The organism is Nocardiopsis prasina DSM 43845 (genome assembly GCF_000341265.1).
Taxonomy (GTDB): Bacteria; Actinomycetota; Actinomycetes; order Streptosporangiales; family Streptosporangiaceae; genus Nocardiopsis; species Nocardiopsis prasina.
The window spans coordinates 98,512-118,735 of the sequence record NZ_ANAE01000161.1 but is presented as its reverse complement, the minus strand read 5'-3'; the positions used below and the strand labels follow the sequence as shown (position 1 = coordinate 118,735).

General features: G+C 71.2%; 20 protein-coding genes, 2 tRNA genes and 1 other RNA gene. 9 read left to right on the top strand and 14 right to left on the bottom strand.

Going from position 1 to position 20,224, the window contains the following annotated elements:
* The first annotated feature begins 76 nt into the window (after positions 1-76).
* The gene (locus tag D452_RS0119145; RefSeq protein WP_017545759.1) at positions 77-463 is read left to right on the top strand and encodes a DUF952 domain-containing protein; all 387 of its coding nucleotides are present in this window, start codon (positions 77-79) and stop codon (positions 461-463) included.
* Positions 464-568: 105 nt separating this feature from the next.
* Here D452_RS0119145 and D452_RS0119140 read toward each other — a convergent pair whose 3' ends face one another.
* Positions 569-949 carry a PLD nuclease N-terminal domain-containing protein gene (locus D452_RS0119140; protein ID WP_026129469.1) on the bottom strand — a complete coding sequence of 127 codons (381 nt, stop codon included), beginning with the start codon at positions 947-949 and terminating at the stop codon, positions 569-571.
* A gap of 353 nt (positions 950-1,302) precedes the next feature.
* Between D452_RS0119140 and D452_RS0119135 the strand changes: the two genes are divergently transcribed.
* Positions 1,303-2,025, top strand: a complete 723-nt coding sequence (locus D452_RS0119135) for a GntR family transcriptional regulator (RefSeq protein WP_017545758.1) — start codon at positions 1,303-1,305, stop codon at positions 2,023-2,025.
* Between the two features lie 73 nt (positions 2,026-2,098).
* Here D452_RS0119135 and D452_RS0119130 read toward each other — a convergent pair whose 3' ends face one another.
* The 5 genes from D452_RS0119130 to D452_RS28640 form a co-directional block, all read right to left on the bottom strand.
* Positions 2,099-3,160, bottom strand: a complete 1,062-nt coding sequence (locus D452_RS0119130; protein ID WP_017545757.1) for an aspartate-semialdehyde dehydrogenase — start codon at positions 3,158-3,160, stop codon at positions 2,099-2,101.
* Positions 3,157-4,428: an aspartate kinase gene (locus tag D452_RS0119125; protein WP_083927561.1), complete on the bottom strand. Its 1,272-nt coding sequence runs from the start codon at positions 4,426-4,428 to the stop codon at positions 3,157-3,159. The genes D452_RS0119130 and D452_RS0119125 overlap by 4 nt, the downstream gene beginning before the upstream one ends.
* 180 nt (positions 4,429-4,608) lie before the next feature.
* On the bottom strand, positions 4,609-5,208 hold the full coding sequence (gene recR, locus D452_RS0119120; protein ID WP_017545755.1) for a recombination mediator RecR: 600 nt from the start codon (positions 5,206-5,208) through the stop codon (positions 4,609-4,611).
* A 271-nt stretch (positions 5,209-5,479) separates the two neighbouring features.
* Positions 5,480-5,827, bottom strand: coding sequence for a YbaB/EbfC family nucleoid-associated protein (locus D452_RS0119115; RefSeq protein WP_017545754.1), 348 nt, complete (start codon positions 5,825-5,827; stop codon positions 5,480-5,482).
* Positions 5,828-5,873: 46 nt separating this feature from the next.
* Positions 5,874-6,365, bottom strand: coding sequence for a MerR family transcriptional regulator (locus D452_RS28640; protein WP_017545753.1), 492 nt, complete (start codon positions 6,363-6,365; stop codon positions 5,874-5,876).
* A gap of 80 nt (positions 6,366-6,445) precedes the next feature.
* Here D452_RS28640 and D452_RS0119105 point away from each other — a divergent pair, with 80 nt between their 5' ends.
* Both D452_RS0119105 and D452_RS0119100 read left to right on the top strand, forming a co-directional pair.
* Entirely contained in the window at positions 6,446-7,567 is a 1,122-nt protein-coding gene (locus D452_RS0119105; RefSeq protein ID WP_017545752.1) for an alkene reductase, read from the top strand.
* 133 nt (positions 7,568-7,700) lie between these two features.
* On the top strand, positions 7,701-8,855 hold the full coding sequence (locus tag D452_RS0119100) for a methyltransferase domain-containing protein (RefSeq protein WP_017545751.1): 1,155 nt from the start codon (positions 7,701-7,703) through the stop codon (positions 8,853-8,855).
* 49 nt (positions 8,856-8,904) lie between these two features.
* On the opposite strand, the gene D452_RS0119095 is transcribed toward D452_RS0119100, so the two are convergent.
* Positions 8,905-9,102 carry a DUF6243 family protein gene (locus D452_RS0119095; protein ID WP_017545750.1) on the bottom strand — a complete coding sequence of 66 codons (198 nt, stop codon included), beginning with the start codon at positions 9,100-9,102 and terminating at the stop codon, positions 8,905-8,907.
* 120 nt (positions 9,103-9,222) lie between these two features.
* On the opposite strand from D452_RS0119095, the gene D452_RS0119090 reads away from it, so the two are divergent.
* Positions 9,223-9,834, top strand: coding sequence for a TetR/AcrR family transcriptional regulator (locus D452_RS0119090; protein WP_017545749.1), 612 nt, complete (start codon positions 9,223-9,225; stop codon positions 9,832-9,834).
* 8 nt (positions 9,835-9,842) lie between these two features.
* Here the strand turns inward: D452_RS0119090 and D452_RS0119085 are convergent, their stop codons facing one another.
* Positions 9,843-12,041: a DNA polymerase III subunit gamma and tau gene (locus D452_RS0119085; RefSeq protein ID WP_017545748.1), complete on the bottom strand. Its 2,199-nt coding sequence runs from the start codon at positions 12,039-12,041 to the stop codon at positions 9,843-9,845.
* A gap of 121 nt (positions 12,042-12,162) precedes the next feature.
* Positions 12,163-12,258: signal recognition particle sRNA small type (ffs, locus tag D452_RS29785), an RNA gene on the bottom strand.
* Between the two features lie 108 nt (positions 12,259-12,366).
* Here ffs and D452_RS0119080 point away from each other — a divergent pair.
* Positions 12,367-12,454 (top strand) — tRNA-Ser (locus D452_RS0119080).
* Between the two features lie 256 nt (positions 12,455-12,710).
* On the opposite strand, the gene D452_RS0119070 is transcribed toward D452_RS0119080, so the two are convergent.
* On the bottom strand, positions 12,711-14,450 hold the full coding sequence (locus D452_RS0119070) for a pyruvate dehydrogenase (protein WP_017545746.1): 1,740 nt from the start codon (positions 14,448-14,450) through the stop codon (positions 12,711-12,713).
* 218 nt (positions 14,451-14,668) lie between these two features.
* Between D452_RS0119070 and D452_RS0119065 the strand changes: the two genes are divergently transcribed.
* The 3 genes from D452_RS0119065 to D452_RS0119055 all read left to right on the top strand — a co-directional run bounded on the left by D452_RS0119065 (position 14,669) and on the right by D452_RS0119055 (position 18,152).
* Entirely contained in the window at positions 14,669-15,445 is a 777-nt protein-coding gene (locus D452_RS0119065; protein ID WP_017545745.1) for an SGNH/GDSL hydrolase family protein, read from the top strand.
* Positions 15,446-15,558: 113 nt separating this feature from the next.
* Positions 15,559-17,574 (top strand): NADPH-dependent 2,4-dienoyl-CoA reductase, encoded by a 2,016-nt coding sequence (locus D452_RS0119060; protein WP_017545744.1) that lies wholly within the window; start codon positions 15,559-15,561, stop codon positions 17,572-17,574.
* 23 nt (positions 17,575-17,597) lie between these two features.
* On the top strand, positions 17,598-18,152 hold the full coding sequence (locus D452_RS0119055) for a PadR family transcriptional regulator (RefSeq protein WP_017545743.1): 555 nt from the start codon (positions 17,598-17,600) through the stop codon (positions 18,150-18,152).
* 268 nt (positions 18,153-18,420) lie between these two features.
* Here D452_RS0119055 and D452_RS0119050 read toward each other — a convergent pair.
* The 4 genes from D452_RS0119050 to D452_RS0119035 all read right to left on the bottom strand — a co-directional run bounded on the left by D452_RS0119050 (position 18,421) and on the right by D452_RS0119035 (position 20,055).
* Positions 18,421-18,508, bottom strand: a tRNA-Ser gene (locus D452_RS0119050).
* A gap of 10 nt (positions 18,509-18,518) precedes the next feature.
* Positions 18,519-19,016, bottom strand: coding sequence for a nucleoside deaminase (locus tag D452_RS0119045; protein WP_017545742.1), 498 nt, complete (start codon positions 19,014-19,016; stop codon positions 18,519-18,521).
* Positions 19,017-19,020: 4 nt separating this feature from the next.
* Positions 19,021-19,509 (bottom strand): tRNA adenosine deaminase-associated protein, encoded by a 489-nt coding sequence (locus D452_RS0119040; RefSeq protein WP_017545741.1) that lies wholly within the window; start codon positions 19,507-19,509, stop codon positions 19,021-19,023.
* Between the two features lie 45 nt (positions 19,510-19,554).
* A complete protein-coding gene (locus D452_RS0119035; RefSeq protein WP_040694274.1) occupies positions 19,555-20,055 on the bottom strand; it encodes a tRNA adenosine deaminase-associated protein in 501 nt (166 codons plus the stop codon).
* Positions 20,056-20,224: the final 169 nt, after the last annotated feature.

Here is a 20,224-nt window from a genome sequence, read left to right as displayed (position 1 = left end):
CCGGACCACGGAACCCGGCGTGACCGGGAACCCCTGGTCCATGATTCGCCGGGGGTAACGCGGTAGCGTCCGCTGCATGGCTCATGTACTGCACCTGACCGAACTCTCACGCTGGCGCGCCGGCGGGGACGTCGAGGCCGACTCCCTTGGCACCGAGGGGTTCCTGCACGCCTCACCGGACGAGGCCACCATGCTGGCGGTGGCCAACGCCTTCTACTCCGCACCGGAGGAGGCGCTGGTCGTGCTGGTGGTGAACACCGAGAAGGCCGACGCCGAGGTGCGGTGGGAGGCCGCCGCGCCCGTTCCGCCGCCCGGAGTCAGACCGGACGTGCTCTTCCCTCACGTGTACGGGCCGATCCCCCGTCCGGCGGTGACCGGGCTGCGCCGCCTGGTCCGGAACCCGGAGGGGCGGTACACGGCGCTGGAGACGGTGATGGAGCCCGGACCCTGCTTCCAGGGCTGATCCCACGTCGACGTGTCGACATGGGAACTTGTCCACAGCCTGTGGACAACACGAAGGGGCCCCGGGGTGGAGGTTCTCCACATCCCGGGGCCCCTTCGGTCGTACTCAGGCGTGGCCGAGGCCGGTCTGGTCGGGCGGGACGTCGCTGTGCTGCCCGACACTCCCCGCGACAGTGTGCCGGGCCTTGCCCTTGTCGATGCCGAGGAAGCGGTTGAGGTGCCCCTTCTTGCCGACCACGAACCAGGCGACCGCTCCGAACAGCGGGAACCACAGGATGAAGATGACCCAGAGGAGCTTCCCCCCGCCGGTGGTGTCGCCGTTGGCCAGCGCCGAGATGATCGCGGCGATCACCAGCACGGCGATCGCGAGGAAGACGAGAAGGAAGAGGACACCGGTGATGCCGCTCATCCAGGCGAAGGTGCGCTCGCCACTGTCCATCGACGACAGGCTCACTCGATCGGCGAGCTCCGACAGGTTCGTGATCATGACTCCCCCAAGCAAGAAGTGACTGTCTAGTCACATAGCGTAGTATTCTGTGGGGGTCCGTCACGTACATTCCGACGTTTTCCGGCGTTTCCTCACATCAGCCAACGCACCTCCGATACCGTCGTCCCGGCAGTCCCGTGGCCGACTACTTTCGGGTAGCGCCCCCCACCAGGCTTCCCCGCTGCTTTACTGGAACCATGGGCGAGCTACGGCGAACTGGCAGGTCCACTCCCTCCCTCCGGCCCGGGGCCGGCACCGGCGACGGTGACCACACGGCCACCCGAGACCACCGACCCGCGCTTCTGGCCAGAGCCATCCCTCCGACCAGGGGCGCGACAGAGGTCGGGTGAGCGGTGTCCAGGCAACCTCGCTACCTCTGGCTGGCCGACCAACTCCGTGAACCGATCCTCAACGGCGAGATCTCCCCGGGCAGCCGCCTTCCCTCCCGCACCCGCCTGGCCCGCTCCTACCGGGTCAGTGAACAGATCTCCCGCACCGCGTTGCGCCTCCTGGTCACCGAGGGCCTGGTCGAGGCCCGACCCGGCTCCGGGTACTTCGTCCGGACCGTCCCGGAGACCTTCCGGCTCTCCCGGACGGACGCCACCTCCGGCTCCGGCCTGGGCCAGCTCAACCGGGAACGCGTCAGCACCGAACAGGAGCGGTGCACCGCCCCGCTGAGCACCAGACTCCGGCTCCGCGACGGCGACCCCGTGTACCGGACCACCTCGCGGGGGCTCTCCTCCGAGCGTCCGGTCACCCTGCACCGCTCCTGGGAACCGGCGATCCTCACCGCCGGAACCCTGCGCACCCCCTTCGACGCCACGGAGGTCAACACGCTGGAGCGGCTGGGCGCCGCCGGGTTCCCCGTGGACCGGGTCGTGGAGGAGGTCGGGGTCCGTGCCCTGCGCGACTCCGAGGCGGCCCTCCTGGACTCCGCTCCCGGGGTCGCGGTCCTGGTCGTCGAACGCACCCACTACTGCGGCGAACGTCCTGTCGAGACCTCCGACCTCATCGGCTCGGTCGAGCAGTGCCGACTTCTCTACAAGTTGTCACTGGCCCGCCCCCGGCGCCGGTAGCCGGACACGACCGAGGGCGGTGGCCCGCCCCTTCCGTGGAAGGGAGCGGACCACCGCCCTCGGTGCCCGGGCTCTAGGCCTGGGTGAACTCCTTGGCGACGACCTCGGCGATCTGCGCGGTGTTCAGCGCGGCGCCCTTGCGCAGGTTGTCCCCGCACAGGAAGAGGTCGAGCGACTTCGGGTCGTCGATCGACTGCCGGATGCGGCCCACCCAGGTCGGGTCGGTGCCCACGACGTCGTTCGGGGTCGGGAACTCGCCCTTGGCGGGGTCGTCCAGGACCTGGACGCCCTCGGCGCCGGCCAGCAGCTTGCGGGCGTCGTCGGCGGCGACCTCGCTGTCGAAGGTCGCGTGCACCACCAGCGAGTGCGTGGTGATGACCGGCACGCGCACGCAGGTCGCGGAGACCTTCAGGTCCGGCAGCCCCAGGATCTTGCGGGACTCGTTGCGGACCTTCAGCTCCTCCGAGGACCAGCCGTCGTCCTTGAGCGAACCCGCCCACGGCACGACGTTGTAGGCCAGCGGCGCCGGGAAGGGGCCGAGCTCGTCGACGGCCGAGCGCATGTCGCCGGCGCTGTCACCGAGGGTGCGGTCCCCGCCCGCCTTGGCCATCTGGTCGCGCAGGACGTCGATGCCCTCCTGGCCCGCGCCGGAGGCGGCCTGGTAGGAGGAGACCACCAGCTCCTTGACGCCGTAGGTCCGGTGCAGGGCACCGATCGCCACGATCATCGAGAGGGTGGTGCAGTTCGGGTTCGAGATGACGCCGCGCGGACGGTTGCGCACCTGGTCCGCGTTGACCTCGGGAACCACCAGCGGGACGTCGGGGTCCAGACGGAAGGCGCCGGAGTTGTCGACGGCCACCGCGCCACGGGCTGCGGCGATCGGCGCCCACTCCTTGGACACCTCGTCCGGCACGTCGAACATGGCGACGTCCACGCCGTCGAAGACCTCGGGGGCCAGCGCCTGTACGACGACGTCCTCGCCGCGCACGCTCAGGACCTTGCCCGCGCTGCGCGCCGAGGCGACCAGACGGATCTCGCCCCACACGTTCTCGCGCTGGGTGAGGATGTCGAGCATGACGGTGCCGACGGCGCCGGTCGCGCCGACGATGGCCAGGGTGGGAAGACGGTTGCTCATCGGCCGGTACCTCCGTAGACGACAGCCTCGACCTGGTCGGCGTCGAGCTGGAACTCACTGTGCGCGGCCTGGACCGCCGCGTCGACCTGGTCCTCCTCGACGATGACCGAGATGCGGATCTCCGAGGTGGAGATCATCTCGACGTTGGTGCCGGAGGAGGCGATCGCGTCGAAGAAGCGCGCGGTGACGCCCGGGTACGAGCGCATGCCCGCACCGATCAGCGACACCTTGCCGATCTTGTCGTCGTAGCGAAGGGAGTCGTAGCCGACCTGCTCCTGGACCTTCTTCAGAGCGCCGACCGCCTCCTTGCCGAAGTCCTTGGGGACGGTGAACGAGATGTCCGTGCGGGAGGTCGAGACCGCCGACACGTTCTGCACGATCATGTCGATGTTGATCTCGGCGTCCGCGAGCGACTTGAAGATCGTCGCGGCCTCACCGACCTTGTCGGGGACGCCGACGACGGTGATCTTGGCTTCGCTCCGGTCGTGGGAGACCCCGGAGATGATCGGCTGTTCCATGCCTTCGCTTTCCTCGACTTCCGAGACGATCCACGTCCCGGGCTTCTGGCTGAACGACGAACGGACGTGCAGGGGAATGTTGTACTGGCGCGCGTACTCGACGCAGCGCAGGTGCAGGATCTTCGTGCCGCTGGCGGCCATCTCCAGCATCTCCTCGTAGGAGATCTGCGGGATGCGCTGCGCGGAGGGAACGACGCGCGGGTCGGCGGTGAACACGCCGTCCACGTCGCTGTAGATCTCGCAGGCGTCGGCGTTGAGCGCGCCAGCGAGAGCGACGGCGGTGGTGTCGGAACCGCCGCGGCCCAGGGAGGTGATGTCCTTGGTGTCCTGGGAGACGCCCTGGAACCCGGCCACGATGCAGATCGCGCCCTCGCCGATGGCCTCCTGGATACGGCCGGGGGTCACGTCGATGATCTTGGCGTTGCCGTGCAACGACGTCGTGATGACCCCGGCCTGGGAGCCGGTGAAGGAACGGGCCTCGTAGCCCAGGTTCTCGATGGCCATCGCCACGAGGGCCATCGACATGCGCTCACCCGCGGTGACGAGCATGTCGAGCTCGCGCGCGGGGGGCATCGGGGAGACCTGTTCGGCCAGGTCCAGCAGTTCGTCGGTCGTGTCGCCCATGGCCGAGACCACGACCACGACGTCATGTCCCGCCTTTTTCTGAGCCACGATCCTTTGGGCTACTCGCTTGATGGCTTCCGCGTCAGCCACGGAAGACCCACCGTACTTCTGCACGATTAGGGCCACGATCGATGCTCCTGAGGAGTTGGGATCAAGACAATTAACAATGGAGTGTAGCTAGCGACGACCATGGCACCCCGTCCGACCTGCGGTGGGGAGGGCGTGGCGTCTTGACACACCGGCGATCGGGTTACCCGCCAGAGCGGAGGTTACTCATATTTCAGCCCGATTACGGCGAAGTGTGAGCTAGAACTCCAGGCTGCGGCGGCCCTCGAAGGCGCGCCCGAGGGTGACCTCGTCGGCGTACTCGAGGTCGCCGCCGACGGGGAGCCCGCTGGCCAGTCGGGTGACTTTCAGGCCCATGGGTTTGACCAGCCGCGCCAGGTAGGTCGCGGTGGCCTCCCCTTCCAGGTTCGGGTCGGTCGCCAGGATCAGCTCGGTGACCTGACCGTCGGCCAGGCGGGTCATGAGCTCCTTGACCCGGAGGTCGTCGGGGCCCACGCCCTCGATGGGGCTGATGGCGCCGCCGAGCACGTGGTAGCGCCCACGGAACTCACGGGTGCGTTCGATGGCGACGACGTCCTTGGACTCCTCGACGACGCAGATGACTGCGAGATCGCGGCGGGCGTCACGGCAGATACGGCACTCGGTCTCTTCGGCGACGTTGCCGCAGATCGAGCAGAAGCGAACCCGCTCCTTGACCTCGACGAGTGCGTTGACCAGGCGTTTTACGTCCGCGTGTTCGGCGGACAGCAGGTGGAAGGCGATGCGTTGCGCGCTCTTCGGACCGACGCCGGGCAGTCGCCCCAGCTCGTCGATCAGATTCTGTACCGCGCCCTCGTACATGCCTACCCACTCGGTCGGAACCGGGCAGGGGCCCGGTGGGGCCACTCCTGCCCCTCCCCCCACCGTATCGGGGGGTGGTGACCTCTCGCGCCCGTCTCCCCGTCGCGTTGGAACGCGTCCCGGAAGAGGACGGTGCGGCCGTCGCCGCCCCGGCACCCGACGAGGACTCCGGGGCGGCGACGCGGTGACCGCGAGGGTTCTCCGGGAACCCCGGGGTTCCCGGAAGGCGCGCTGACGGGTACCCGGCGGGCACCCGTCAGGCGCGGGGTCCCTAGAAGCCGGGGATGCCGGGCATGCCGCCGGGCATCCCGCCGCCGCCCAGACCCTCGGCCAGCGGGCCCATCTTCTCCTGCTGGAGGCGCTCCACCTGGGCCTCGGCGTCACGGATGGCCGCCAGGACCAGGTCCGCCACGGTCTGCGCGGTCTCATCCGCGTCGGTGGGGTCCACCGCCTTGGGGTCGACGGTGATGTCCTCGACCTGCCCCCGCCCGCTCAGCTTGACCTTGACCAGGCCGCCGCCCGAGGTGCCCACGACCTCGGCCTCCTCCAGGGCCTGCTGGGCCTGCGCCAGCTGCTGCTGCATCTGCTGGGCCTGCTGGAGCAGGGCCTGCATGTCCATTCCGCCAGGGTTCACGGCCGTCTCCTCGCCACACACATGGTGCTGTTCATAGCTTCGTGTCACTTGCCTGTGAGGGTAACCGGTCCGGCCGGGGCGCCCCGGCCACTCCCGCCGGACGCCCGGCCCACCGCACCGGTCCCCCGCCGCGGGCTCCAGGCGCCACGGATCCGTCCGCGCGGCCTGCGGGCGAGGAGACGCGGGCTTTCTCGATGACCTGGTCCAGGGCCTCGCGGGTGCGTTCCAGGCCTCGGATCACCCCGGTCACCCGGTCGCGTTCGACCGTGAGCCAGTCAAGGAGGTCCGGTGCCGGTTCGCCGCGCTCCCGCGCGTACACGCAGGGCAGGAGTTCGCGGATGGTGTCGGTGGTGAGCCCGGCCCCGAGCAGGCACTGGACGCGGTCCACCCGTTCCACGGCGTCCTCGCCGTACTCACGGTGGCCGCCGGCGGTGCGCTCCGAGGCGAGCAGCCCCCGTTCCTCGTAGTAGCGCAGCGATCGGGGACTCACCCCGCTCCGCGCGGACAGTTCTCCGATGCGCACGAGCGCCTCCTGTCCTCGGCCTGTGACCCTGGCCACGAACCCTTGAACCTCACATGGGTGTCAGATTCTACGCTCCTGCCATGGACACGACGAAGAACCACCGTCAGCCCCTGCTGGACACCTGCGAACTCGGGCGGCTGCGCCTGCCCAACCGGGTGGTCATGGCCCCGATGACCCGCCTGCGCGCCGACCGGGACGGGGTACCCGGCGCGCTCATGGCCACCTACTACGCGCAGCGCGCCAGCGCGGGCCTGATCATCGCCGAGGGGTCCGCGCCCAGCATCGAGGGGCAGCAGTACCTCACCGAGCCCGGCCTGTACTCGGAGGCGCAGGTCGAGGGGTGGCGACGGGTCACCGACGCCGTGCACGCCGAGGGCGGACGGATCTTCGCCCAGATCATGCACGCGGGCCGGGGCGGCCACCCCGCCAACCGACCCGACGGCGGGACCCCCGTGGCCCCCTCGGTCGTTCCGCGAACCGACCCGGTCCACACGCTGGATGGCAAGGTGGCCCCGGTCGCGCCGCGCGAGCTGACCCTCCGGGAGATCGCCGGGACCGTGGCCTCGTACGCGGACGCCGCGCGCGCGGCCGTGCGATCCGGGTTCGACGGGGTCGAGATCCACGGGGCCAACGGGTACCTGCCGCACCAGTTCCTCGCCGACAACACCAACCGGCGCACGGACGCCTACGGCGGCGGGACCTCGGGACGGATCCGGTTCCCCGTGGAGGTCACCGAGGCGGTGGCGGACGCCGTCGGCGCGGACCGGGTGGGGCTGCGGCTCTCCCCCGGCAACCGGCAGTTCGAGATGGTGGAGCGGGACCCGGCCCCGGTCTACCGGGAACTGCTGCGCCAGGTGACTCCGCTCGGCCTCGCCTACCTGCACGTCACGGACGGCCCCGCCCACCCCGCGCTGGCCGAGGCGCGGCGGGACTGGCACGGCACGCTGGTGGGCAACACCGGGGAGCACCGAGCGACCACGCAGGAGGGCGCCGCGGCGCTGATCGCCGGAGGACACGCCGACCTCGTGTCGGTGGGCCGCCCCTACATCTCCAACCCGGACGTGGTGGAACGGCTCGCGGCCGGGGTCCCGTGGTCCGTGATCAGGGAGAAGGACTTCCACTACGCGTCCGGACCCCGGGGCTACGTGGACTACCCCCGGCACGACCGGGACAACGCGCACTTGGTCGCACCGTTGACCTGATTTCACCAGGCAGAAGAGCGAAGAGTAGCGCAAGTGTCACCCTGGGTTGAAAGGATGTCCGACGGGGGGTCGGTCGCTCCGACAGCCGCACCCCGACTGGGAACAGCCGGACCACCAGGGGACTGAGGACGTGTTGACCGCCAGAGAGCGCAACTCGGCTCTGATCGAGGCGATAATCGCGGACGGCACGCTGGCCGACGCCGCACTCGTCGACGCCTTCCGTTCCGTGCCCCGCCACCTGTTCATCCCCGAGCACGGCGCGCTCACCGCGAGCGGCGGTGCCCTGAACGCCGCGGGCAACCCGGACCGCTGGCTGGCCGCCGTCTACGCGGACGACGCCATCGTCACCAGGATCGAGGGCCCGGAGGTGACGAGGCGGCGCGGGGGCGAGCGTGACCCCGCCACCTCGTACAGCTCCGCGCCCACGGTGCTGGCCCGCATGCTGGAGCTGGCCCGGCTCGCGAACGGGCAGCGGGTCCTGGAGGTCGGCACGGGGACGGGGTGGAACACGGCGCTGCTCGCGCACCGGCTCGGCGACGGCGCGGTCACCTCGGTGGAGATCGACGATCGGCTGCTGGGCGCCGCGCGGTCGGCGCTCCACGACGCGAGCCTGGCCCCGGACACGCGCCTGGCCGACGGGTACGACGGGTTCGCGGAGGCGGCGCCCTTCGACCGGATCGTCAGTGCGTGCGGGGTGCGACGCGTGCCGGACGCCTGGCTCGACCAGCTCACCGACGACGGTCTGATCGTGTGCCCGTGGGGGCGGCTGGAGAGCGCCGGGGTGCTCATGCGCCTCGAACGGACGGAGGCGGGCGGGTCCGGCGCGGTGGGCCGGTTCCACGGCGGCGTGGGGTTCGTGCCCCTGCGCACCCCGGGCTCGGCGTCCCTCCCCGTGCGGGACGCCGGTCAGCAGCCGGACGAGTACCGGCTGACCCAGACCGACCCCGTCGTCCCGATGCTGGACTTCGCCTCGGCCTTCGCCCTCTCGGTGATGGTCCCCGACTGGCGGATGCGGCGGCGGTGGATCGGTACGGGTTCGGGCATGTGGCTGTGCGACTCCCGAGGTGACTCGTGGGTGCGGGTCTACCCCTACGGCACCGCGTGGATGATCGAGCAGGGCGGCCCCAGAAGCATCTGGGACGAGGTGGAGGAGGCCCTGGCCGCGTGGTCCGACCTGGGAGAACCCGACCCGGACCGGTTCGGCCTGGTGGTGGGCTCCGACAGGGAGCAGCGGGTGTGGCTGGACGACCCGGCAGGAAGGTCCTGGCCGGTCGGGTCACCGGACTGAGACGGGGCCGGCCCCCCGCTGTTCCCGGCGGGGGGCCGAAGCCCCGCGGTCACGCCTGACCTTCGGTGTCCCCGGCCTCCGGAGCGGTGTGCTTCTCACGGAGTCTGCGCAGGAGTTCCTGCTTGCGCTCGCGCGCGGCGTCGCTGGGCCCGCCCTTGGTTCCGCCCTTGCCGCCACGGAGCGTGGAACGGGAGACGGTGGTGCGCTGACCACCCATCCCGAGGAGGTTGTCACTGTTCTTGGCCATGCCGTTGACTCCTCTCGTCACCGACAGGCGAGACGAGTCGTCTCGTCTTCGCTGTCACGTCTGATGCTACCCGTGCCAAGACGATACGTCTCGTCATTTTGGACCGGTTACCGTGGAGACATGGCCGACAACACCGATGAACAGAGCCGACGGGCCCCGGACCCCCGCCGCCGCAGCCAACGCGCGCAGAACGCCATCGTCGACGCCGCCGAGGAGCTGCTGGGTGAGGTCGGTTACTCCAGGCTCACCATGGAGGCCATCGCCGCCCGCGCCCGGGTGGGCAAGCAGACCATCTACCGCTGGTGGCCGTCCAAGGCCGCCGTCGTCTTCGAGGTCTTCACCCGGCTGACCGGAGCCGAGGCCGGGCGACCGCTGCCCGACACCGGCGACCTGGCCGCCGACCTCAAGACCGTACTCCGCGCCACCACCGACGAGTTCAACGACCCCGCGATGGACCGGAGCACCCGAGCCTTCACGGCCGAGGTCCAGCACGACGAGGAGTTCGCCCGGGCCGTCACCGAACAGCTCGTACGGCCCAACAGCGAGGCGCTCAAGGACCGGCTGCGCTCCGGGCAGGCGGCGGGGCAGCTCGGCCCGAACGCCGACCTCGACCTCGCCGTGGAGATGCTCAACGGCCCGGTGAACCACCGGTGGCTGCTGCGCACCGCGCCCCTCACCCACGAGTTCGTGGACCGGCTGGTGGACACGGTCCTGCGCGGCCTGCACCCCTGACCTGCCGGTTATCCCGCAGCGCCGTGCTCGATCTCCTCAAGCAGCTTGCCGCCGAGCTCGGTCTCGATGAGCCCGGCGCCGCCACCCGCCGATCCCGAACCGGCCGCAGGGCCCGAACCCGTGCCCGGACCGGCCGCGGTGGCGCCTTGGGGCCGACTCGGAGCGGTGGCTCCGGAGCCACCGGACGCCGGGGGGCCCGGCTCGGGCGCCTTCGGCTCCGGAGCGCGCTGCGCGGGCCGACCGAACCCGCCGTCGTCGGGCGGCGGCGCGGAGGCGCCGTCCTCGTAGGGGTCGGGCGGCGGCTCCTGGAGCCCGGTGACGATGCGGTCCGGGGACGGACCCGCGGGGCTCGCCGTCGCCTCGGGGCGCGGTGACTCCGGCGCGGGAGCCGGAGCCGGAGCCGGTTCGGGCCGCGCGGCAGGCGCGTCCCAGCCCCCGGGCTCACCGGCGGCCTGCGGTGCGGGCGCCGGGGCGGGTTCGGGTCGACGCTGGGGGGCGGCCTGCGCCCCGCCGCTGGCGGGGGCCACCCGGACCTCGATCCCGAGGACCTGCTGGATGGCACCGGCCACCACCTGGTCGCTGCCGCTGTTGCTGAACCCCTTGGCCTCGTTCGGCTTGTTGAAGCGCAGCAGCACGCTGTTGCCCTCGACCCCGACCGGTTGGACGTCGCCGCCGGTCAGCACCATCCAGGTGAACCGGCGGCGGCCCTTGACCGCCTCCAGGATCTGGGGCCAGGCACCCTGGACCCGACCCAGGTCGAGCGCGCCGCCACCACCTGCGGCGGGGGCCTGCCGCCGCTGGGGTTCGGGAGCGCTGCGCGGCGGGGCGTCCCAGCCCGCGGGCTCACCCGACGCGGGTTTCGGAGCCGGGCTCGGAGCGGGCTCGGGCGCGGGGCTCGGAGCGGGTTCGGGGGCGCTGGGGCGCGCGGGTACCGGAGGGGCAGGCTCGGGTGCGGCCTGCGGCGCGGGTGCCGGGGTCGGAGCCGGGGCGGGCGCCACCGGAGCGGGAGCGGCCGGGGCGGGAGCGGCCGGGGCCACCGCGCCGGAGGCCATCCGGCGCTCCATCTGCTCCAGCCGGGCCAGCAGCGCCGTGCCCTGGTCGCCGTCGGTGGCGGGCAGCAGGATGCGCGAGCACATGAGTTCCAGCAGCAACCGGGGCGCGGTCGCGCCGCGCATCTCGGTCAGCCCCTGGTTGAGGATCTCGGCGGCCCGGGACAGCGTGGCCGGTCCCAGCCGGGCGGCCTGGTCCTTCATCTGCTCCACGGACTCCGGGGAGACGTTCACCAGGCCCTTGTCCAGGGCATCCGGGACGGCGGCCAGGACCACGAGGTCGCGGAAGCGCTCCAGCAGGTCCGTGGTGAAGCGGCGCGGATCATGCCCGCCCTCCACGACCCGGTCCACCAGGCCGAACGCGGCGGCCCCGTCGCGGGCGCCCAGGGAGTCGACCATCTCGCCGAGCAGGCTGGAGTCGGTGTAGCCGAGCAGGGAGACGGCGCCCTCACGGGTGATGCCGCCCTCGTCCGAACCGGCGATGAGCTGGTCCAGGACCGAGAGGGTGTCACGGGCCGAACCCGCGCCCGCGCGCACGACCAGGGGCAGTGCGGACGGGTCGTAGGAGACCTCCTCCTGCTTGAGGAGGTCCTCCATGAGTTCCTTGAGGGTGCTCGGCGGGATGAGCCGGAAGGGGTAGTGGTGGGTCCGCGAGCGGATCGTGCCGATGACCTTCTCGGGTTCGGTCGTGGCGAACACGAACTTCAGGTGCGGCGGGGGTTCCTCCACCAGCTTGAGGAGCGCGTTGAAACCCTCGCGGGTCACCATGTGCGCCTCGTCGATGATGTAGATCTTGTACCGCGAGTTCACCGGCGAGAAGAACGCACGTTCGCGCAGGTCACGGGCGTCGTCGACACCACCGTGGGAGGCGGCGTCGATCTCGATCACGTCGATGCTGCCGCCGCCGTCGGGGGCGAGCGCCACACAGGAGTCACAGGTGCCGCACGGGTCGGGGGTGGGGCCCTGCTCGCAGTTGAGGGAACGGGCGAGGATGCGCGCGCTGGTGGTCTTGCCGCAGCCGCGCGGGCCGCTGAACAGATAGGCGTGGTTGATGCGTCCGCTGCGCAACGCCTGGCGCAGCGGGTCGGTCACGTGTTCCTGACCGCGCACCTCACCGAACGTCGCTGGACGGTACTTGCGGTACAGCGCGATGCTCACGGTGTGATCACTCCCCTGTGTCCCTGCCTCGGTCCCATTCAACCCGTTGGCGGTGACAACTCGCGCCTGGTCGGGGAAACCGGGAAGGGGGCGGCGCCGGGGCGAGGTACCCCCGGAAACAAGAAAGGACCCCCCGCGCACCCGCCAGAGCCCACTTATCCTTGCTGCCTTCCGGCCCTGGGGAGGTTCATAGGGTGACGCCGCACGAGGGGTCTGCCCACGAGTGTATCCGAACCAGGGACCCCCGCAACCCGCGCCGACCCCCCTCCCCGGAGGGTTCGGAACCCGTTCGAAGCACTGCCGTGAAGCCTGTAGAGTTATCCACGGAGGATTCGCCTAGTGGCCTAGGGCGCACGCTTGGAAAGCGTGTTGAGGGCAACCTCTCAGGGGTTCGAATCCCCTATCCTCCGCCACAGGAGCGAAGGCCCCGACCGGGAGACCGGTCGGGGCCTTCGTCGTTCCCGGGCCCAGCTCAGTGCACGCGCGGGGCAACGGTCCGGCACTGGCAGGCGGGGCAGACCCGTTCCACCCTGAGTGCGCCACCGTTCGAGGCCCCGCTCACGTACAGGACCTCGAACGGTGCGATCGCGCCCATCGGGTCGAACCCGTCGAACGGCACGGCCTGGCCAGCTCGGAGACATGTCGACAAGCCGACCGTGGACGGACCGGCTACGGCCGGGGGATGTTGCGCAGGTTGGAACGGGCGAGGTCGATCATCGAACCCACTCCGCCGCGCAAAACCGTGCGGCCCGCCGACAGGGCGAAGCCGGTGACCTGCTCGGCGGTGATCCGGGAGGGCATCGACAGCGCGTTGGGGTCGGTGACCACGTCCACCAGCACGGGCGCGTGGGCGGCCAGGGCGTCGCGCAGGGCGTCGTGGACCTCCCGGGGGTCCTCCACCCGGATCGCCCGCATGCCCATGGCCTCGGCGATCCTCGCGTAGTCGACCGGAGCGTGGTCGGTCTCGAAGGCGGGCATCCCGTCGACCATCATCTCCAGCCGCACCATGCCGAGCGAGGAGTTGTTGAACACCACCGTCGTGATCGGCAGGTCGTGCTGCTGCACGGTGATGAGCTCGCCGAGGAGCATGCTCAGGCCGCCGTCCCCGGACAGCGAGACGACCTTGCGGTCCGGCGCGGCGTAGGCGGCGCCGATGGCGTGCGGCAGGGCGTTGGCCATGGTGCCGTGGGTGAAGGAGCCGATCACCCGGCGGCGGCCGTTCGGGGTGAGGTAGCGGGCCGCCCACACGTTGTTCATGCCGGTGTCGACGGTGAAGACGGTGTCGTCCGGCGCCAGGGCGTCGAGGACGCTCGCCACGTACTCGGGGTGGATCGGGGTGTGGCGCTCGATGTTCTTCGTGTAGGCGTCCACGACCTTGGTCAGGGCGCGCTCGTGACGGCGCAGGACGTCGCGCAGGAAGGTGTCGTCCTCCTTCGGCCGGACCGAGGGGCGCAGGGCGCGCAGGGTCGCGGCGACGTCCCCCTGCACGCCGAGCCTGAGCGGGACGCGGCGGCCGAGCCGGCGCGGGTCGTGGTCCACCTGGACCACGTTGTCCTTGGGCAGGAAGTCGTCGTAGGGGAAGTCGCAGCCGAGCAGCACCGTGAGGTCGGCTTCCTGGAGGGCGTCGTAGCAGGCCCCGTAGCCGAGGAGGCCGATCATGCCGACGTCGTAAGGGTTGTCGTACTGGATCCACTCCTTGCCGCGCAGGGTGTGGCCCACCGGGGACTTGACCCGCTCGGCGAGGGTCATGACCTCCTCGTGGGCGTCGCGCACCCCGGCGCCACAGAACAGGGCGACGGTGTCCGCCTCGTTGATCCGACGGGCCAGCTCCCGCACGTCGTCCTCGCTTGGCCAGGGGGTGGCCCGACCGGCGGTGACGGGGCTGGTGTCGGCGGGACCGGTGGCCCTCTGCCCGGCGACGTCGCCGGGCAGGACGAGGACGGCCACGCCCGGGGTGCCCAGTGCGTGCTGGACGGCGATCCGCGCCAGGCGGGGCATCTGGTCGGGGTGGGAGACCAGTTCGCGGAACTCGGTGACGTCGCTGAAGAGCCGCTCGGGGTGGGTCTCCTGGAAGAAACCGGTGCCGATCTGGTGCGACGGGATGTGGGAGGCCAGCGCGAGTACGGGAGCTCCGCTGCGCTGGGCGTCGTAGAGCCCCTGCACGAGGTGGGTGTTGCCGGGGCCGCAGGACCCGGCGCACACGGCGAGCTTCCCGTCGATCTGGGCCTGGGCCGCGGCCGCGAAGGCGGCGGCCTCCTCGTTGCGGACGTGCACCCACTCGATGCCGTCGGTGGTGTGGACCGCGTCCACCACCGGGTTGAGGCTGTCGCCCACGACCCCGTAGATGCGGGTCACCCCCACCGAGACCAGTGTTCGGACGAGCTGTTCGGCGACGGTGTTCCTGCTCAAGACGGACCCTCCCGGGACGGCGCGACCAGGGGCCGGACGTGTCGCCCCCGGACCACGCTAGGAGCGCCCCGGCCGTAAGTGCCGCAACGCCACGCTCGTGGTCGCGGCCATGCCGAATCAGGACCGGTTCGAGGGGTTGATCCGAACCTGGGTGGTGAACAAGGTGAATAGTCGTTTTCTTGAGTATTGTTCGCTGACACCCAGGAAAGGTGCGGGACATGAGGTTGGACGGGAATCTGCGGTACGTCGCCCTCGGGGACAGCCAGACCGAGGGGATCGGGGACGGCGACGAGGAGTCCGGGTACCGGGGGTGGGCGGACCGGTTCGCGGAGCACCTGGCGGCGACCGGCGCGCGGGTGGACTACGCCAACCTGGCGGTCCGCGGCCGCCTGGCCCGACAGGTCCACGAGGAGCAGCTCAAGGACGCCCTGGAGCTGCGCCCGGACGTGGCGACGGTCTTCGCCGGGGTCAACGACCTCATCCGGCCGAGATACGACCCGGACGAGGTGGTGGGCCACCTGGAGACGATGTTCGCCGAGCTCACCGGGGTCGGCGCGCGGGTGGCCACGCTGACCTTCCCCGACATCGCGCGCATCGCCCCGCTGGCCCGGCCGCTGGTGCCGCGCGTGCTCGACTTCAACGAACGGGTCCGGGAGGCGGCGGAGCGGCACGGGGTCGCGGTGGCCGACACCGCCGCCCACGAGGTGGCGGCGGACCGCCGCCTGTGGGGGGTCGACCGGCTGCACTGCTCACCCGAGGGGCACCGGAGGATCGCCGGTGCGGTGGCGCACGCGCTCGGCATCCCGGGGAGTGACCAGACCTGGGCCGACCCGCTGCCGGAGGGCCCCGTCTCCGGCGTGTTCCGGTCCGCCGCGTCGGAGGTGCGGTGGCTGGGGGCCTTCCTCGGCCCCTGGGTGGTGCGCCGTCTGCGCGGCCGCTCCTCCGGGGACGGTCGCACCGCCAAGCGTCCGGTACCGCTGCCCGTGGAGGTCTGAGACTCCTTTCCGGGACGACCCCCGGGGCGCCTCACGACTCATTGTGCAACTTGTTGCATAATGAAGTCGGGTCGGCAGGACACCGGCCCGGAGGCACCCCGCGAGGAGAGGTCATGAGCGAGTACCCCCACCTGCTGGAACCCCTGGACCTGGGCTTCACCACCCTCAGGAACCGCGTGATCATGGGCTCCATGCACGTCGGCCTGGAGGAGGCCCCCCACGGATTCGAGAGGATGGCCGCCTTCTACGCCGAACGCGCCCGAGGCGGCGTCGGCCTCATCGTCACCGGCGGCATCGCCCCCAACCCCGAGGGCGCCACCTTCACCGGCAGCGCCAAGCTCACCAACGACGACGAGGTCGCCCAGCACCGCCTCATCACCGAGGCCGTGCACCGCGAGGGCGGCCGGATCGCCATGCAGATCCTGCACACCGGCCGCTACGCCTTCAGCGAGGAGTCCGTCTCCGCCAGCGCCCTCCAGGCCCCCATCAGCCCCTTCGTGCCGCACGCCCTCACCGAGGACGAGATCGAGCGCACCATCGAGGACTTCGCCCGCTGCGCCGAGCTCGCCCAGCGCGCCGGGTACGACGGCGTCGAGGTCATGGGCTCCGAGGGCTACCTCATCAACCAGTTCATCGCCCCCGCCACCAACAAGCGCGAGGACCGCTGGGGCGGCTCCTTCGACAACCGCGTCCGCCTCCCCCTGGAGATCGTCCGCCGCGTCCGCGAGCGCGTGGGCGTCGAGTTCGTCCTCGTCTACCGGCTGTCCATGCTCGACCTCGTCCCCGACGGCTCCACCTACGACGAGGTCGTCGAGCTCGGCAGGCGGATCGAGACCGCGGGCGCCGACATCATCAACACCGGCATCGGCTGGCACGAGGCCCGGGTGCCCACCATCGCCACCTCCGTGCCGCGCGGCGCCTACACCTGGATCACGCAGCGCCTCAGGAAGGAGCTGACCGTCCCCGTGGTGGCGGTCAACCGCATCAACACCCCCGAGGTCGCCGAGCGGATCATCGCGGAGGGACAGGCCGACATGGTCTCCCTGGCCCGGCCGATGCTCGCCGACGCCGCCTTCGTCGCCAAGGCCGAGGCGGGCCGCGCGGAGGAGATCAACACCTGCATCGGCTGCAACCAGGCCTGCCTGGACCACACCTTCAGCCTCAAGATCACCTCGTGCCTGGTCAACCCGCGCGCCTGTCACGAGACCGAGCTGGTCCTGTCCCCCACCAGGACCCGAAGGAACGTGGCCGTGGTCGGCGCCGGGCCCGCCGGACTCGCTTTCTCCGTCTCCGCCGCCGAGGTCGGCCACACCGTCACCCTCTTCGACTCCGCCTCGGAGATCGGCGGCCAGCTCAACATGGCCCGCCGCGTGCCCGGCAAGGAGGAGTTCGACGAGACCCTCCGCTACTTCCGCGTCCAGCTGGCCAAGCACGGCGTGGACGTGCGCCTGGACACCACCGTGACCGCCGCCGACCTCGACGGCTACGACGAGGTGGTGCTCGCCACCGGCGTCACCCCCCGCACCCCCGCCATCCCGGGCGCGGACCACCCCAGCGTGGTGAGCTACGTGGACGTGCTGCGCGGCGGCGTCGAGGTCGGAGCGAGGGTCGCGATCATCGGCGCGGGCGGCATCGGCTTCGACGTGGCCGAGTTCCTCACCGACGGCGGGGACGACGCCAGCCAGGACCCCGAGACGTTCTTCCGCCAGTGGGGCGTGGACACCGAGTACCGGGAGCGCGGCGGCCTGGGCGCCCCCCAGCGGACCGCGCCGCCCCGCACCGTCCACCTGCTCCAGCGCAAGGCCTCCAAGGTCGGCAAGGGCCTGGGCAAGACCACCGGCTGGATCCACCGCCTGGAGCTGCGCCACCGCGGCGTGGAGATGGTCGCGGGAGCCGACTACCGCCGGATCGACGACGAGGGCCTGCACCTGACCGTCGACGGTGAGGAGCGCCTGCTCGCCGTGGACACCGTGGTGCTGTGCGCCGGGCAGGACCCGCGCCGCGACCTCGCCGACGAACTCGCCGCCGCCGGACGCGCCGTGCACCTGATCGGCGGCGCCGACGTGGCCGCCGAGCTGGACGCCAAGCGAGCCATCAAGCAGGGCACCGAACTGGCCGCCGCCCTGTAGGGGCCCCTACCTAGAATGCGCTCATGTCCCTCCCCCACGCGATCCTGATCGCCCTGCTGGAGAAGCCCTCCTCGGGACTGGAACTCACCCGGCGGTTCGACCGCTCCATCGGGTACTTCTGGTCCGCCACCCACCAGCAGATCTACCGGGAGCTGGGCAAGCTGGAGAAGGCGGGGTTCATCCGGGCGCTGCCGACGGACTCGCCCACCCGGGGCCAGCGCAAGGAGTACGAGGTGCTGGCCCCGGGTCGGGAGGAGCTGTCGCGCTGGGTCGGTGAGCGGGAGGAACCGCGCGCCCTGCGCGACCCCCTGATGCTGCGCCTGCGCGCGGCGGGGGTCGTGGAGGTGGGCGACGCCCTGGTCGAGGAGCTGCGCCGCCACCGTGAACTCCACGCCGCCCGTCTGGCGGAGTACCGGGAGTTCCAGCGGCGCGACTCCGCGCGCGGGCACGGGACCGAGCGGGACCGGGTCCAGGGCCTGGTGCTCCAGGGCGGTGTCGACCTCGAACTCTTCTGGGTGAACTGGCTGGACGGGGCCATCGCCGACCTGGCCGATACCGACCCGGCATCCGGACCCTGACGAGGGTCGTGCGGACCGCCGGGCAGGACCGCCGTGGCTTCGGCGGACCGGAGCCGCGCGCTGAGGGTGTGGCCCCCGCGCCGGTACGTGGGAAGCCGCCAACAGAGCGCGGAGCGGCCCTGTCGGCCACGGGGGTGCGCCCCCCCTGCCTCCCACTCCTCAAAGGGCTCATGTGCGGGGCCGATCGGTCGCCAGGCGGAATCGAGCGGTTCGTCCGACGACCCCGGGCGCACGAAAAGCCGCCCCCGGCTGTGCCGGGGGCGGCTGGTGGCGGTGGATGAGGGATTTGAACCCTCGAAGGGTTGCCCCTTACCCGCTTTCGAGGCGGGCGCCATCGGCCACTAGGCGAATCCACCGAGAGGTACTCTACCGGATTCGGCGCCGTGCGAAAAACCGAATCAGCAGATCCGAGCAGCGGTCGGCGACGTCCCGGCTGATCAGATCGGGTGGAACGACTTCCGGGCGGTGGTTCTGGCGCGGGTCCCGGACCAGGTCCCACATCGATCCCACCGCTCCGGCCTTCCTGTCGCGCGCCCCGTAGACCAGCCGGTCCACCCGGGAGAGCACCGTGGCCCCGGCGCACATCACGCAGGGCTCCAGGGTGACCACCAGGGTGCACCCGGACAGGCGCCACTCGCCGTGCGCCTCGGCCGCGGCGCGCAGAGCCAGCACCTCGGCGTGCCCGGTCGGGTCCCCGGTGGCCTCACGCTCGTTGTGTCCCCGGCCGAGTACGGCCCCGTCCGGACCGAGCACCACGGCACCGACCGGAACGTCGTCGGTGGCCAGGGCCCGCTCGGCCTCGGCCAGGGCGGCGAGCATCGCCTCGTCGACCGCGGCCCGGTCGAGCTCGGGCAGGCCGGTCATTCCGTCACGGCCTCAACGAGTCGAGGACGTCGGTGAACCCCGAGCGCTCCGCGACGATCGCGATCACGTCACCGGGCAGCACGCCGCCGCCCACGGACAGGTCGGCGAGTTCGTCCTCGGGGACGCCGAGGTCGGTGAGGAGCTGCCCGTCACCGTCCGGCCTGGGGTCGGGGCGGGCTCCAGCGCTCTCGACGGGCTGCGAGGAGCCGAGCCCCCCGGCCTCGGAGAGCACTCCGGCCAGCGGGTGGTCGTGCACCACCCGCCCGTCCGAGAGGTAGACCCTCGGGTCCGGGTCCGAATCGTCCAGCCGAACGACGGCGAACCACTCGTCGTCCGCGTCCACGAACAGAAGGGTCAGCTCGCTGCCCCAGTCCGTGGCGAGGTCCAGCATGAGGTCGGTGATGTCGTCGATGGCATCCACGTCACCGAGATCGACCTCAGTACCCCGCCATGTCCTGCCGTTCGGCGCGAAGACAGCTGCGAAGGTCGACACCGCGTGCCCTCCTGATCTCTACCCTGGTGGTCTTCCCGGCGTGCCCTACCCCATACCGTCCAGGACACGCTGGAAGGCCTGGGCGAATCCCAGCCGTTCGGACACGCTCGCGAGCACCTCGTCCGGATACAGGTCCAGATCACCCGCGAGGGCGCCCAGTTCCATCTCGTCCAGGCCCAGGTCCGCGACCACGGAGAGGTCGCCCGCGGGCAGGACCTGGTCGAGGTCGTCGTCCTCCGGGAGGTCGATGTCCAGGTAGTCCAGGGCGTCCCGGGCGACCTGCCAGTCGACCGAGGCGGTCACGTCGGACAGGAAGAGGGAGACCTCCTCGCCGTACACCCGGACGATGATGAAGAAGTCGTCGCCCACCGACACCAGCCCGAGGGAGCCGCTGATGCTCGGTTGTTGGCGCAGGGCGTGGATGAGCCCCTTGAGATCGTGTGTCAGCGCGACGGGGAGGAGGTCGACATCCCAGTACTCCTCTTCCCTGTACGCGACGGCCGCGAAGTCACCCGAGTCGTCGTCACCATGATCGAGCACTGTCATCGTCACCCCAACCCGGACGGTGTTTCGGTGCGGACGAGTGGCGCCCGGCCCGCCCGTGCGAGTGCCATGGTAACGATCACCCTCACTGCGCCGTGGCCCCACGTCCGCCGTAGAACGCCCTAACGCTCTCACGAGAGACGGGTCCCCCGCGCCCCCGTGACCGAACCCG